This is a genomic window from Ensifer aridi, assembly GCF_002078505.1.
Classification (GTDB): Bacteria; Pseudomonadota; Alphaproteobacteria; order Rhizobiales; family Rhizobiaceae; genus Sinorhizobium; species Sinorhizobium aridi.
This window is the reverse complement of the sequence record NZ_LUAV01000018.1, coordinates 1-13,752: the sequence shown is the minus strand read 5'-3', so window position 1 is coordinate 13,752 and position 13,752 is coordinate 1. Positions and strand designations below refer to the sequence as shown.

Annotated in this window: 11 protein-coding genes and 3 pseudogenes; 7 read left to right on the top strand and 7 right to left on the bottom strand. The window is 60.2% G+C overall.

Annotated features, from left to right (window positions below; translation table 11 throughout):
- Nucleotides 1-123: 123 nt before the first annotated feature.
- The 5 genes from AYK65_RS17240 to AYK65_RS17220 all read right to left on the bottom strand — a co-directional run bounded on the left by AYK65_RS17240 (nucleotide 124) and on the right by AYK65_RS17220 (nucleotide 5,592).
- On the bottom strand, nucleotides 124-600 hold the full coding sequence (locus tag AYK65_RS17240) for an Lrp/AsnC family transcriptional regulator (protein ID WP_046117151.1): 477 nt from the start codon (nucleotides 598-600) through the stop codon (nucleotides 124-126).
- A gap of 63 nt (nucleotides 601-663) precedes the next feature.
- Entirely contained in the window at nucleotides 664-1,992 is a 1,329-nt protein-coding gene (locus AYK65_RS17235) for an aspartate aminotransferase family protein (RefSeq protein WP_081159104.1), read from the bottom strand.
- 103 nt (nucleotides 1,993-2,095) lie between these two features.
- Nucleotides 2,096-3,193 (bottom strand): phosphotransferase enzyme family protein, encoded by a 1,098-nt coding sequence (locus AYK65_RS17230; protein WP_026617076.1) that lies wholly within the window; start codon nucleotides 3,191-3,193, stop codon nucleotides 2,096-2,098.
- Nucleotides 3,194-3,509: 316 nt separating this feature from the next.
- On the bottom strand, nucleotides 3,510-4,178 hold the full coding sequence (locus AYK65_RS17225; RefSeq protein WP_081159242.1) for a haloacid dehalogenase type II: 669 nt from the start codon (nucleotides 4,176-4,178) through the stop codon (nucleotides 3,510-3,512).
- 724 nt (nucleotides 4,179-4,902) lie between these two features.
- On the bottom strand, nucleotides 4,903-5,592 hold the full coding sequence (locus AYK65_RS17220; RefSeq protein ID WP_026617074.1) for a haloacid dehalogenase type II: 690 nt from the start codon (nucleotides 5,590-5,592) through the stop codon (nucleotides 4,903-4,905).
- Nucleotides 5,593-6,089: 497 nt separating this feature from the next.
- Here AYK65_RS17220 and AYK65_RS17215 point away from each other — a divergent pair, with 497 nt between their 5' ends.
- From AYK65_RS17215 to AYK65_RS17195, 5 genes and pseudogenes are all read left to right on the top strand, one after another.
- Nucleotides 6,090-7,091, top strand: a complete 1,002-nt coding sequence (locus AYK65_RS17215) for a phosphotransferase (RefSeq protein WP_139793217.1) — start codon at nucleotides 6,090-6,092, stop codon at nucleotides 7,089-7,091.
- A gap of 8 nt (nucleotides 7,092-7,099) precedes the next feature.
- Nucleotides 7,100-8,467, top strand: a pseudogene (locus tag AYK65_RS17210) (aspartate aminotransferase family protein); the annotation flags it as partial.
- A gap of 99 nt (nucleotides 8,468-8,566) precedes the next feature.
- A complete protein-coding gene (locus AYK65_RS17205) occupies nucleotides 8,567-9,250 on the top strand; it encodes a GntR family transcriptional regulator (protein ID WP_041413758.1) in 684 nt (227 codons plus the stop codon).
- A 210-nt stretch (nucleotides 9,251-9,460) separates the two neighbouring features.
- Nucleotides 9,461-10,534, top strand: a complete 1,074-nt coding sequence (locus tag AYK65_RS17200) for a tartrate dehydrogenase (RefSeq protein WP_081159101.1) — start codon at nucleotides 9,461-9,463, stop codon at nucleotides 10,532-10,534.
- A 417-nt stretch (nucleotides 10,535-10,951) separates the two neighbouring features.
- Complete coding sequence (locus tag AYK65_RS17195; protein WP_026617069.1) at nucleotides 10,952-11,428, top strand: Lrp/AsnC family transcriptional regulator; 477 nt, start codon at nucleotides 10,952-10,954, stop codon at nucleotides 11,426-11,428.
- Between the two features lie 154 nt (nucleotides 11,429-11,582).
- Here AYK65_RS17195 and AYK65_RS33655 read toward each other — a convergent pair.
- Nucleotides 11,583-11,660 (bottom strand): annotated as a pseudogene (locus AYK65_RS33655) (haloacid dehalogenase type II); the annotation flags it as partial.
- A gap of 108 nt (nucleotides 11,661-11,768) precedes the next feature.
- Between AYK65_RS33655 and AYK65_RS17190 the strand changes: the two are divergent.
- Complete coding sequence (locus AYK65_RS17190) at nucleotides 11,769-12,251, top strand: GNAT family N-acetyltransferase (RefSeq protein WP_026617068.1); 483 nt, start codon at nucleotides 11,769-11,771, stop codon at nucleotides 12,249-12,251.
- 197 nt (nucleotides 12,252-12,448) lie between these two features.
- Here AYK65_RS17190 and AYK65_RS17185 read toward each other — a convergent pair whose 3' ends face one another.
- Nucleotides 12,449-13,291, bottom strand: a complete 843-nt coding sequence (locus AYK65_RS17185; protein WP_081159240.1) for a GNAT family N-acetyltransferase — start codon at nucleotides 13,289-13,291, stop codon at nucleotides 12,449-12,451.
- A gap of 319 nt (nucleotides 13,292-13,610) precedes the next feature.
- On the opposite strand from AYK65_RS17185, the pseudogene AYK65_RS31760 reads away from it, so the two are divergent.
- A pseudogene (locus AYK65_RS31760) lies at nucleotides 13,611-13,752 on the top strand (ornithine cyclodeaminase family protein); the annotation flags it as partial.

Sequence of the window (13,752 nt, the reverse complement as noted above, 5' to 3'; positions counted from 1 at the left end):
GCCCCGGTGAATGCCGGGGCGGCATCGTGCCAGTAGGACAGGAATTTCATGGCGGTGCGCCTTCTCGCTAGAGATCGAAACGCCCGCCGCCGTCGGAGCAAAGGGCGAAGTGTTGATGAGATTCTATGGGCGAAACAGGTTCGTCAGCGGCAGGCGCCCCTTCACGACCGGCGATTTCAGCACGACGAAGCTGAAATATTTGTCGATGCCGACGTCCAACTCGACCAGCCGCTCCATGATCTCTTGATATTCGCCGATCCCGGACGTCACGAATTTCAAGAGGTAGTCGTAGCCGCCCGAGACCACATGGCATTCGATTAGTTGATCGATCTTCTCAACGGCGGCGAGGAAGCGTGTGAAGTCGATCTGCCGGTGGTTCTTCAGCGTCACCTCGGTGAACACCGTTAACGTCTGCCCCAACTTGCCGACATTGATCTGCGCCGAATAGCCCTCGATATACCCTTCCGACTGCAGCTTCTTCACGCGCATGAGGCAGGGGCTCGGCGATAGATTCACCACCTCCGAAAGCTCCACATTTGTCATTCGGCCGTTCTGCTGCAGCACGTGCAGGATTTTGATGTCGATCCGATCGAGTTTCATCGACTTAGCTTTCGTTGATGATGGCGCCGGCCTATTCGGCTGCCGGCGCAGCCGACGTTACACCTACGCAACGGCCTTCTTGAGCGCGCTTTCCATGGCTTTGAGGAACCGATCCACATGCTCCGCCTGGCAAATCAGCGGCGGGCGCACCTTCAGCGTATCCTCGTTGGCGCCCGTCGTACTGATGAGAACGCCATCGTCGCGCATCAGGTTTACGATATCCAAAGCCATGGCTCGCCGGCTGGCCTCTCCCGCTCCATCCAACCCGATGTCGATGCCGAAGAACAGCCCGGCGTTTCGGACGCCGCGAATACCGGAGTGCAGCTTGGCAAGATGCTCCAACCCCAGCCTCAGGCGCTCACTCATGGCTAGCGCATGCTGGGGGATCCGATCCCGATGCAAAATAGTCAGGACGGCGTAAGCTGCCGCGATTCCAACGGTATTGCCGCCGAAGGTGTTCGAGTAGCGGGCAGTAGCACCAAAGCGATCCATCGGTGCCTTACGGCCGACGACGGCGCCGATTGGAAATCCATTGCCCATGGGCTTGCCGAGGGTAACGAGGTCCGGAACAACTTCGTGCCGCTCAAAACCCCACATGTACGTGCCCGTCCGTCCGAATCCCGGCTGCACTTCATCGGCAATGACGAGACCGCCCGCCTCCCGCACGGCCTTAACGCCGCCGGCGATGAAGCCAGGCGGGTCCACCCAGACACCGTCGCTCGAAAAAATGCTGTCGATGAGCAGGGCCGCAACCCCAATGCCACGCCGGTTCAGGTCTGTAATGGCGGCTCGCACTTGCGCTTCAAAGAAGCCCGCTGCCTGCGCTTCCGAGATGCCTGCTGGGCCTGGTAGAGACACCATGCGGACGGCAGGACTGAGCTTGACGGCGTCGCCCAGGTTGGGCGACACCATCGCCGTGGCCGCGCTGGTGCCGTGATAGGCATGGGAAGAGACGATCACGCCCTCGCTGCCGCTGGTCAGGCGGGCGATCCGGAGCGCCAGATCGTTCGATTCGCTACCCGTGCAGGTGAAGACAACGCGGTTCAGCTCCTGGGGAAAGGTGGCCACGAGCCGTTCGGCATAGTCGACAAGGCTCGGTTCGAGGTAGCGGGTATTTGCGCTCATGCGGCTGGCTTGTTCCGCCATGGCAGCGTTGATCTCGGGATTGCAATGCCCGAGAGATGGCACATTGTTATAGAAATCCAGATAGCGATGCCCGTCGGGATCGTAGAGCCATATCCCCTCGCCCCGAACGAAATGCACCGGGCGGCGGTATTGAAGCCTGTAGGAGGCCCCCAGTACGTTGTCGCGCCGGGCGATCAGCTCAGATTCGCGGGGGGGAATTGTGGCTTCCCCGGGGGTAAAGCGGTTGGGCATGAGATCTGTGGACATAGCTTTGATCCTGCTTAAGTTTCCACCGCGAGAAGGTCGCGAGTTACGGTACTGATTCCAAGGCGAGTGACGAAGCACTCGGAGTGCCTTCGGCAACGCCGAACTAAGGCACCGCGCGATGCACAGCCATCTCCGCCTCCCCGACGCCTAACGCCGATAGGATAGCGAGCCCGCGTTCGGCTCGGGCCACGTTCTTCTTGATATATGCTGCCTCGGCCGGAAACAGCCCGGCTCGCCAGTAGTTGATCAGGATGAGGGCGCTTTGCCGCGCCTTTATCAGTCCGACGAGCAGCTTTGCCTCGAGCGCGGAAAGCGGAGTTACCGAAGCATAACCAGCGATGAGATTTTCTGCGCCGCCCAGAGCCAAAGACGGGTCCGTCACGACGTGGCTTGCCGCAATCGCGAGATCCTGGATCCGTGGGCCCCAGCAACCGTCGCCGAAATCGATGAACGCGACGCCATTATCGGTCAAGAGTGTGTTGAACGGGCTAGGGTCATTGTGCGTGACCTGCCATCCTACCTCGCGCAGTTGCGGCTCGATAAGCTCGACATAGTTGCTCATGGCAAGATGCACGGAATCTGCAACGGACCCTGAAGGCAGGTGCTTCTCCAGTTCCATTAACCTCGGCCAACATCCGACATGCCAAAGGACTGGGCGGTGCATGGCGGGCAACTTCAGAGGCTCGAGAGCCAAACTGAGCCTAGCAAGCGCCTGGCCGACCTGGTAAAGGACGTCCGGAGTTGCGTTCGCCTCGTGCAGCGGCACCCCCGGAAGTCGGGTCTGCAGGTAGCCGCAAATCTCCTCCTCTTCGAACATCAGCGTGCCGCCCCTGGTACGCACGATATGAGGTGCTGCGAAACCGGAAGCGCCTTCCAGCCCTGCAAGGGCCGCAACCTGGAAGCGGAAACTGTCTCTCCCTTGCGGCCGCGATGACGTTTTGAGGATCAACCGATCGCCGTTCAACAAGGTGACGTCCGCGGTACACTCGACTTCCGAGGACAGGACTATGGTCGTTCCCGTCAAGCCGTAGTTGCGTAGTAGCAGCTCACCCGACACGCACGCTTCCGCAGCGCTTGGCTTTGTCGCCAGAATAGCGGCCGCGGCCCGAAAATACACTTCGGTGAAAGGCGTGCCGACCGACTGGGTGCCGTCGAGATGACCCTTGCCGTCGTCTGGAAGCGCATCGTTACAAGCACCCAAGATTGAGACCTCGCACTGTTTGGACCGGGCAGCATGCTCATCCGACAAGCGACCGTCGAGATGGCATCCATTCCGCTGCGCCCAGCCTTGATAAGGTCGGGCGATTTCTGCTGGAGGCGGGCGGACCACCGTCCCGCCTCCAGCACGATTGTCTCGGTCCCGGCCCTGGGATTACCTCGCCCGCGCCGGGTCCGTGATGCCACCGCCGAACACGGCAGCACCGTAATGGCTCTCCATCGGCCCTCGACACTCCGGCAAACCGAGGTCCGTTATCGGGCCGCTGGAAGAGAGGTTTTCACATGTAATTCAGGCTTCCTCAGAGCCCGACAACGCCTGGCAATTCCGAGATGCCGGCGATCTCGGTATAACCGTAATAGGGATTGGCCGGCTCGTGACCGCGATTGACCCAAACCTTGTTCTTGATCCCGAGGTCATGTGCGGACATCAGATCGTAGCGGAACGAGGAGGAGCAATGCAGTATGTCCTCCGGACCGCAGCCAAGCATGTCGAGCATATATTCGAAGGCCCGGAAGTGCGGCTTGTAGGCCTGAGCCTCTTCGGCGGTGTAAACGGCGTGGAAAGGCGCGCCGAGCTTCTCGACGTTGGACATGATCTGCGAGTTCATTGCATTTGACAGGATGACCAGCGGAATTTCCTTGGCCACCTTGGCAAGCCCAGCCGGAACGTCCGGATGCGGCCCCCAGGTGGGAACGCGTTCGTATGCCATCTGGGCGTCTTCGTCCTTGAAGTCGACGCCGTTGCGTTTGCAGGTCCTCGCCAATGCGTTATGGACCACCTCCGCATAGGGCTTCCAGTCGGCCATGACTTCATCGAGCCGGTACGCTGAGAAGTCCGCGATGAATTGCAGCATCTTCTGCTCGCTCATTCGGTCGCCGTAAAGATCACGTGCGGCCTCCGCCATCTGAAAGTTGATCAGCGTGCCGTGGCAGTCGAAGGTGATGTATTTCGGGCGGAAGGTGGCCATGCGCTTCGTCCTTTTTTGGCGGGGATCGGTTTCGCTTATGAGCAATCGTAGGCCGGTCCCAGCCGTTTCATCGGTCGGATCCCTCGGTTCGTCAGCAGAAAATTCTGGACCAGAAGTCAGCTTAGCCCTTTCGATTGCGCGTGAACGGTGATCCGGCCGTCGAGACTCCGAAAAGGCGGCGCCGCCATTTCCCAGCCAATAGAGGATGAAAACACTGTAAACCTGCCTTTCAGCACCTGCTCCAAATGCAGAACATGCCGCCATGCATATCCGCCCCGCCACATCCACTGACGCTCCCGCCGCCTTCGAGCGCTATACACGAGTTGGCGTTCGGGTTGGATGGCGATGCTGTCCTGGCCGTATCCGGCATTACGCACCACAGACCCGCGAACCCGTCGAGCTGTCAGGATAAATGGGACCCGGAAAGATCGACCCGGTCCAGTCACTCCCGCATGTTTCGAGGACGACCGCTGTGCGCCCCAAACGGTCGTTGAGGAGAGCCCCGGTTACTCGAAAGCGGACATCGATAGCGGGGCGTAACAGACGCGTCGAGCCCGACATGCCGTTGCGTCACGTTCGGATCACACCGTCCTCCAACGCCAGCAGGTCACTCGTGCGGAAGGGGTCCCCGAAAGGCATGCTTGCTCCCCTTCGAACGATAAAGAGAAGGGGCGAATGAACCGCCCCGGTCTCAAAGTAGCAATAGCGCCTGAGCGCTAGTTTTTCAGGCGGGCTTGAGGGCTGGCTCCAGGCCAACGGCGGCGGCTAACCCGCCGATATCCTTGATCTCGGTGTATTCGTAATAGGGATTGGCCGGCTCATGGCCGCGGTTGACCCAGACCTTGCTCTTGATGCCCAGGTCATAGGCCGTCATCAGGTCGTAGCGGAAGGATGAGGACACATGAGTAATGTCTTCGGGCCCGCAGCCCAGCTTATCGAGCATGTACTCGAAGCCCTTCATCAGAGGTTTGTATGCCCCGACTTCTTCTGCCGTGATCACCATATGGATGGGCGCGCCCAGCTTTTCCACGTTCGACATGATCAGGCTGTTCATAGAATTCGACAGGATGACCAACGGAATTTCCTTGGCCACCCTGGACAGGCCAGCTGGGACGTCCGGGTGCGGACCCCAGGTTGGCACTTCGTCATAGATGCGTTGCGCGTCTTCGGGTTTGAACGGGATGCCGATGCGTTTGCAGCTGCGTTCGACGGAATTGTGCACCACTTCGAGGAAAGGTTTCCACGGCCCTAGCACCTCGTCAAGCCGATAGCCTCTGAAAGCCTCGACAAAGCTGGCCATCGCTTCTGGGGAGAGACGCTCGGCGTAGACGCGTCGCGCAGCGCCGGCCATGTCGAAATTAGTGAGCGTGCCGTAGCAGTCGAAGGTGACGTACTTCGGTCGAAATTGAGTCATGGCGTGTATTCCTTCCAACTTTCGCGGCACAGGGTGCCTATCCAATCATCGTAACTGCATTCCGGCCAGTGCGAGCACACTGGCATAACTTTTCGGCGATAGCAACATATTGTCCAACAATTTTTTCCGTTGGCCGGTCGCCGTGGCACTTGCCTACAGCTTGCGTGCGCCGCATCCAAACAACAGCAAACTGACGCGAATATATAGCTAAAGCGCCCCAAACTGCAAAGTTATGTAAGAATTTCATCGGCATGCCCTGCGCTGCCGTCGACCATCGTTCGGCAGCTGCCGTCGACCATCATTCGGCAGAAAGAGATCCATCCCAACGGGAAGAAATCTCCGGAAAAAATAAAATTGTTGTACAAAAAGTGGGATGTGCGATAGTGAGGCCATCGAGCTGCCCATTCCCGAGGCAGGATCTGAATGAGTTGAAGATGGATCACAAGCATCAGTATGGGCCAGCCCGCGCCCCTGAGCTTTGCGAGGCGTGCCATCCCGTGGGCGCTGCGGAAGCCGAAGAAATCGCCGAACGGCTATATGGCGCGCGGGGCTCGGCCACGCGCTTTGAAACCGAGAAAGACGACACGTTCCTCCTCAATTGCCCGGCTCGTGGGAAGTTCGTGCTGAAGATCGCTCATCCTTCCGAGCGGATGGAGGAGCTCGATTTCCAGGTCGCGCTGATGCGTCATCTCGAGCAGCGGGCCCCTGATCTACCCATCCCCCGTGCACTTCGCGACCTCGGCGGCGCGGATTTGCCCATCGTCACTACCAGTGCCGGCGAGCGGCGCGTGGTGCGGCTCATTACCTTCCTTCCCGGCACTCCGCTCGATCGGACATCTGCCACAGCCCCGCAGCGCGAACGGATCGGCGAAATCCTGGCAAAGCTGCGTCATTCCATGGCCGATTTCTCGCATCCCGCAGACGGCCGGGCGGTGGCATGGGACGTCACCCATCTGCTCGATCTCACCGATCTGTTGAGCTTCATCCCCGCGGGCGGCAAGCGGGCCTGGACCGTCCGGGCGCTCGAGCGGTTTGCCGAAGTCAAGCCGAGCCTCGACCTGTGCCGGCGGCAGGTGCTCCACAACGACTTCAATACGTCGAACCTGGTTGTCGATCACGCCAGCCCGCAGTTCCTGACCGGCGTCATCGACTTCGGCGATGCGGTCCGTACCGCCATCGCCGTCGATGTCTCCACGGCGTTGATGAATCAGATGCCAAAAACGTTCGACCATGGGAACCGGCGTGACCTGTTCGACGAACCGCGCGACGTTCTGCGCGGCTATCTCCGCCACGCCGACCTGACGGACGAGGAACTCCGGCTCATCCCCTTCCTGTCGATGGGCCGTCTTGCTGTCCGTGCGCTGCTGACGTGCTGGCGCGCCGAAATCTTCCCCGAGAATAGCCGCTATATCCTGCGCAACACCGAAGCCGGCTGGGCCCACCTCGAGTGGTTCCACTCGATTTCGACCGCACAGATTTCCGATCTTCTGACACGATAGGAACCGTAATGTCCAAGCAAACGACCACCCTGCCCAAGGGCTTCCGTGGCGACATGCCAAATGGCTTCAACCCTCAGGACACGTCTCATCTCACAAGTGAAGATCTGGCGCATATCACCAGGCGGCAAAGGCTGCTCGGGCCCGCTTATCGGCTCTTCTACAAGTCGCCGGTTGAGGTCTCCCGCGCCAAGGGCGTCTTCCTCTATGACAGGCACGGCAACGAATATCTCGACGCCTACAACAACGTGGTATCGCTGGGGCACTCTCATCCGCGTGTCGTCGAGGCGATCCAGAAGCAGCTCGAGGTACTCTGTACCCACACGCGTTACATGCAGGAGCCCCTGCTGGACTATGCTGAAGCGCTGATCAATACGTTCGGTGGCGAACTCGGGCGGACCGGATGCGCGATGTTCACGTGCACCGGCTCCGAAGCCAACGATCTCGCCTTGCGTATCGCGCGTTACCACACACGCAAGACCGGCGTCATCGTCACGGCCGAAGCCTATCACGGCAACAGCGGCGCGGTGGCGGCAATTTCGCCGTCGCTCGGCAAGAAGTCGGCCCTGGATCCCTATCTTCGCACGGTCGCCGCGCCGGATTCCTATCGCCTGCCCGTCGAGGAAATTGGCCGGCGGATGGCGGAGGATGTCGCGCGGCAGATCGCCGACATGGAGCGGCATGGCGGCGGCATGGCGGCCTTCATCGCGGACTCCGTCTTCTCCTCCGATGGTCTCTACGTCGATCCGACGGACGTATTGGCGCCGGTGGCGGAAGTGGTGCGCAAGGCGGGCGGCCTGTTCATCGCCGACGAGGTGCAATCCGGATTCGGGCGGACCGGCAGCCATTTTTGGGGTCACTCCCGGCACAAGGTCGATCCGGACATCGTCACCATGGGCAAGCCCATGGGCAACGGCTACCCCGTTGCCGGCGTAGTCCTGCGGCCCGAACTCGTCGCCGAGTTCGGATCCAGCATGCGCTACTTCAACACGTTTGGCGGCAACTCCGTCGCTATCGCCGCTGCAAGGGCCGTGCTCGACACGATCCTCGAAGAGGGCCTGTTGGACAACGCCGCCAAGGTCGGCGGCGAAATCCTCGACGGCCTCCGGGATCTACAGACGAAATATGAGTTCGTCGGCGATGTTCGCGGGACCGGCCTCTATTTCGGCGTCGAACTCGTCAAGGATCGAGACCGGAAAACGCCGGACATGGACCGTGCGCTTGCAGCCGTCAATGCCCTGCGCGACCGGCGCATCCTCATTTCCGCGACGGGAGCGGAGGCGCATATCCTGAAGATCAGGCCCCCGCTCATCTTCACATCGGCCAACGCGGCGCGTCTGCTCGAGGGAGTGGACGAGGCGCTTCGGTCCGTGCAGATCCAGGACCCGCCACCATGCAGCCGGGCAGCACAATATCATCTCCCTTGCCCTACGCCGCCGCATGTGGCGTAGGTATGCAAAAATCAACGAGCAAAAGCCATGCCGACGCTGCACGCCAAGAATCAAGCCGAAGATCTTGAGATGAATGTCGAGCCCTTGCCCGCTAGCGCGGTGGAAATCCTGACACACGCCTTGCGACGGCGCATCTTGTCGGGAGATTTCCAACCGGGCGAGTTCCTTCGCGACGTGAAGATGTGCGAGGAGCATTCGACCTCGCGGCACACATTCCGTACAGCAGCCCAGGTGCTCGTCACGCAGGGCCTGCTGCGTCAGATACCGAACAGAGGCTTTGTGGTGCCTGAATTCGGGCCCGACGATATCGTCGATATCACACGCGTGCGCGGCGCCATCGAAGGCGAGGCCATTCGTCTGATCGTGCTGACCGGCGTCATCCCATCTCAGGCGCTGGAGGCGGTCGAGGTTATGCACAGGTCGACTCTATCCTCCGACAGATCCCTGCTGGTTGCTGCGGACCGTGACTTCCACCGCGCAATTATCGCCGCTAGCGGCAGCGCTCGGCTGAAGCGAACCTATTCAGACCTCGAGGGCGAGATCGAGCTTCTCCTCGCACAGCGGCAGGATTTCTACGCCACTGCCGAAGAAATGGCGGAAGAACACGAGCGGCTTATCAACAGCTTGAGAAGCCGCCACTACGATACGGCGCGAGAGGCGTTCCAGGAGCACTGGGAAGATCTCCAGATCAAATTGCTCGATCAACGCTGACAGCGCTCCCATAACTTGCCAGGCGGCGCTGTGGATGCCGGTGCCACCGGTTCGACGCGGAGCAAGCACCATCTCGGGTGCTTACTCTCCGGCTCCGCCAGAGTCTGCTTTTCGGCGGAGTCGCGGCGTCGATGCCAATCGCATGGCGCCGAAGGCGCAGTAACGGCCGCTGCCAGCCAATTTGAGCGAATAACGCCACGGAGAAGATTGATGCGTGAATACTCCATCGCAACCATACCCGCCGACGGCATCGGACCTGAGGTGATCGCCGCCGGCCGGACGGTTCTTGCGAACCTGGAGAAGCGACTCGGCGACGTAAAATTCACCGTCGAAAATTTCGACTGGGGATCTGACTACTACAAGAAACATGGCGTGATGATGCCCTCGGATGGGCTGGAGCAGCTCAAGAAATTCGACGCTATCTATTTCGGCGCGGTCGGAGCACCGGATGTTCCGGACCATATCACCCTGTGGGGGCTCAGATTGCCGATCTGCCAAGGTTTCGACCAGTATGCCAATGTCCGGCCAACCAGGATCCTGCCTGGCATAACTCCCCCGCTGCGCAATTGCGGTCCTGGCGACCTCGACTGGGTGATCGTGCGTGAGAACTCCGAAGGCGAATATTCTGGCCATGGCGGCCGCGCCCACCGCGGCCTTCCCGAAGAGGTCGGCACCGAGGTCGCCATCTTCACCCGCGTCGGCGTCTCCCGCATTATGCGCTACGCCTTTAGGTTGGCCCAATCCCGCCCGCGCAAGTTGCTCACGGTCGTTACGAAGTCGAATGCCCAGCGACATGGCATGGTCATGTGGGACGAGATCGCCGCCGAGGTAGCGGAAGAATTCCCGCACGTGACATGGGACAAGATGCTGGTCGATGCCATGACGGTCCGGATGACGCTCAAGCCGCAGACCCTCGATACCATCGTAGCAACCAACCTGCACGCCGACATTCTCTCCGATCTCGCTGGCGCGCTTGCCGGTAGCCTGGGGGTTGCACCGACGGCGAACATCGATCCGGAACGCCGCTTTCCGTCGATGTTCGAGCCGATCCACGGCTCCGCCTTCGACATTACCGGCAAAGGCATCGCTAACCCGGTTGCCGCCTTCTGGACTGCTGCCCAGATGCTTGACCACCTCGGCGAGCAGGAGGGTTCGGCCCGCCTCATGCGCGCTGTCGAGCGGGTGACCGGCGCCGGGATCCTTACCCCTGACGTGGGCGGTTCCGCCACTACCCGCGAGGTCACCGAGGCGGTCTGCGACGCGATCCACTCCTGTAACGTCTAGGGCAGGTGGCCGACAATGATCTCGGACGATCAGAAAGCAAGGAAGGCATTGCGCCAGATCTTTGACGCTGCTGTCGCCAGTGCCGACCCGGCGTTAATCGTCCCGCCGCATCTGCCGCCGCCGCCGAAAGGCAGATGTGTCGTGATCGGCGCCGGAAAGGCATTCGCCGGCAACCCTTCGGGTGCTCGAGTAAGGGGAAGAAACGCCGAAGGCCCTGGAGCCGCCAGCAGAAGTACGTGTCGTGGCGGCGCCCGCTCTGGCGCTTGCAGCAGCTGCGAGGCTCCGACGAGCCTTGGGCTGAAGCCGCGCGCCACGATAGTTATACGGCTTCCAGGCCATCGGGGATCTCGTGGTCACCGGCCCAACTCTCACCAACATCAACGACATCCGCGCCATCCTCATCAGCGGGAGCAAGCCATGAAACTTGATCGGATCGACGTCAAGATACTCAACGCATTGCAGAAGAATGGCCGAATGACGAATGTCGAGCTTTCGGAAATGGTCAATCTCTCGCCAAGTCCCTGTTTGCTGCGAGTGAAAAAGCTGCAGGCCGAGGGCTATATCGAGGGCTATTCTGCGCAGATCAATATCGGAAAACTGGGCCAGACCTTGACGGTGTTCACCGAAATCACGCTGAAGAACCACCGTCAAGTCGACTTCGCGAGATTTCTTGCTGCGATCGAGAAGGTCGATCAGGTCATCGAGTGCCATCTGGTTTCGGGAGGCTACGATTTTCTCGTAAAATTTGTCACCGCAGGAATCGAAGAGTATCAGACGCTGATGGAGCGGCTCCTCGATTCGGAGATCGGCATCGACAAGTACTTCAGCTTCGTCGTGCTGAAATCGCCCCTGGTCAAAGCTCATTTGCCGCTGGCAAGTCTGTTCCAGCAGTAACGTCGTGGCAGACCTCGATGCGGGCGGTGTGGCGGCCGTCTGGCATTGATGAGCAGCCGGCATCTCGTGCCGGTAGATTGATGAGAGACGACAACCGAAGAACCGGCGGACTGGAGAATAGATGCACCCGCCATTTCAAAGCGGCGGAAGCGGGGAATTGCAGTATCTTCTGCTCCCTCCTTCGATTGCCGTAAAGATCCCGTGCCGCCTCCGCCATCTGAAAGTTGATCATCGTGATGCAACCGTCGAGGCGCCGAGGGCGGAGCCGCCATTTCCCAGTCAGCAAAGGACCACCATGACCCGCTTCTCAGCACCTGCCGCAAAGGCTAATCATGCCGCCATGCATATTCGCTCCGCCTCGTCCACTGACGCTCCCGCCATCTGGTCAATCATCGAGCCCGTGATCCGTGCGGGAGAAACTTATACGCTCGATCGCAACCTGAGCCGGGCAGAGGCTCTTGCCTACTGGATGGGAGCAGACAAGAAAGTCTTCGTTGCCGAGCAGGCGGGCACCATTCTAGGCACCTATTACATGCGTCCCAATCAGGCTGGCGGTGGTCGGCATGTTTGCAATTGTGGATACGTCACAGCGCCTGATGCGACCGGTAAAGGCGTCGCACGTAGTATGTGTGAACACTCAATGGCAACCGCCCGCACCCAGGGGTATCGGGCGATGCAGTTCAACTTCGTGGTGAGCACCAACGGGCGAGCTGTTTCGCTATGGCAGAAAATGGGTTTTGAAGTTGTGGGCAGATTGCCAGGCGCTTTCAGGCACCCGACGCATGGCTACGTTGACGCCCTCGTTATGTATCAAGCGCTATAGCGGCAGTGGTCTCGCGACGTTGGGTGAGATGCCGTCCTGCCCATATCCGACAGTGACACACCACAGACCCGCGAACCCGTTTCGGCAGCTTATATCGGTTGCGTCAGCCCGGTCGCATCATGGCCGCGATGGCGGGGCGAACGGATGGAGCGGATGGCACCGTCGAGTTCGACAAGCGAGTCCTTTTTCCACCAAGATCAACCGAGTGCCTGACTGACCAGCGCGTAGTTGCGGTGATGCGTGGGCTTGCTTTGCCCGCACGCGGCCCCGGAACGTCGCATTTTGATCCCACAGCCGGCGTGGTTGAGCCCGCGCCCGGTGAGCCATCCTGCAAGATCCAAGGAGACATCCGTGTCGATGCGGACGAACCTGCCCTGGTGATGGGCGAGCAGGAAATCGATCAGGGCCCTGGCTTCGGAATCATTCCTCGCTACCACCGGTCCGATGACCAGCCCACGGCCGAAAGACCGGATCGCCGCGAAGGCCTGGATCTCGCCGGCATCCCGAATGACAGCGAACTTTGCCCTCTCGCGCAGAATCTCCATCAATGCCGTACGGTCATGACCGCTTGCCGCGCGATCCAGCGCCACCAGGTTGGCATGATCGCCGCTCTCGCTCCATGTTACATGGGCCGGCGCCTCAACCCGCAACGGCACGCCCTGGTGCTGCACGGTCTCTCCGGTCACAGCAAAACCCACTTTCTCGTAGAGCGGAAGACCTTCCTGCGTCGCCACCAGATAGCAGGTGCGCTCTCCCGCTTTGGCAAGCGCCTCTTCCAACATCTTCCGGCCGAGGCCGCGGCCGCGCATCGCGGCATCGACGATGACCATGTTGATAGTGGCGGCGTCATCGCCATAGGGTGTCATCATGACGGTCGCGACGAGGCGATCCTCTTCGAGTGCGACGATTCCCTGGCTGATTGACTGAACCAGTTCCCAATCCTCGCGCCGATGCGGCCATTGGACCTGGCGGGACAGTTCCAATGCCCTGTCCAGGTGCTTTGGTGTCATCTTCTCGAGAATGATCGCTTCGTTGGTCATGATGCGGTTCCGGCCTGTGTCTTCAAGGTTCAAGGTAACCCGCATAAGACAGCAGTTGCTCCCGACATACGGACATGCGCCACGCGTTCGCGCTAAGCTTTTCCGCCTGTGCCGTATCTTGTGCCGACCGTGACGGAACCTATACGCCGATGCCTGCACTCGGAAAGGCGCCGGCTGCAACTCTCTGCCAAAGCCTCTATGCGATACAGAACAATCTGCTTCCGGTCGAGGCTAATCCGACCACTAATCTCCCGGCTCTCCCACTATCGTGATTGCGGTGCTGGGCGTGCTGTGCCGATGCCAAATAGAAAGGTCATGCATGAAAACGCTGCTGCTTAAGAAGGATGAAGTAAGACGGCTAATCGGCATGACGGAAGTCATCGGTGCGGTGGAAGAGGCATACAAAGCCTTTAACAGTGATCAGGTGGAGCAACCCGACTATATCGGAATAGATCTCCCAC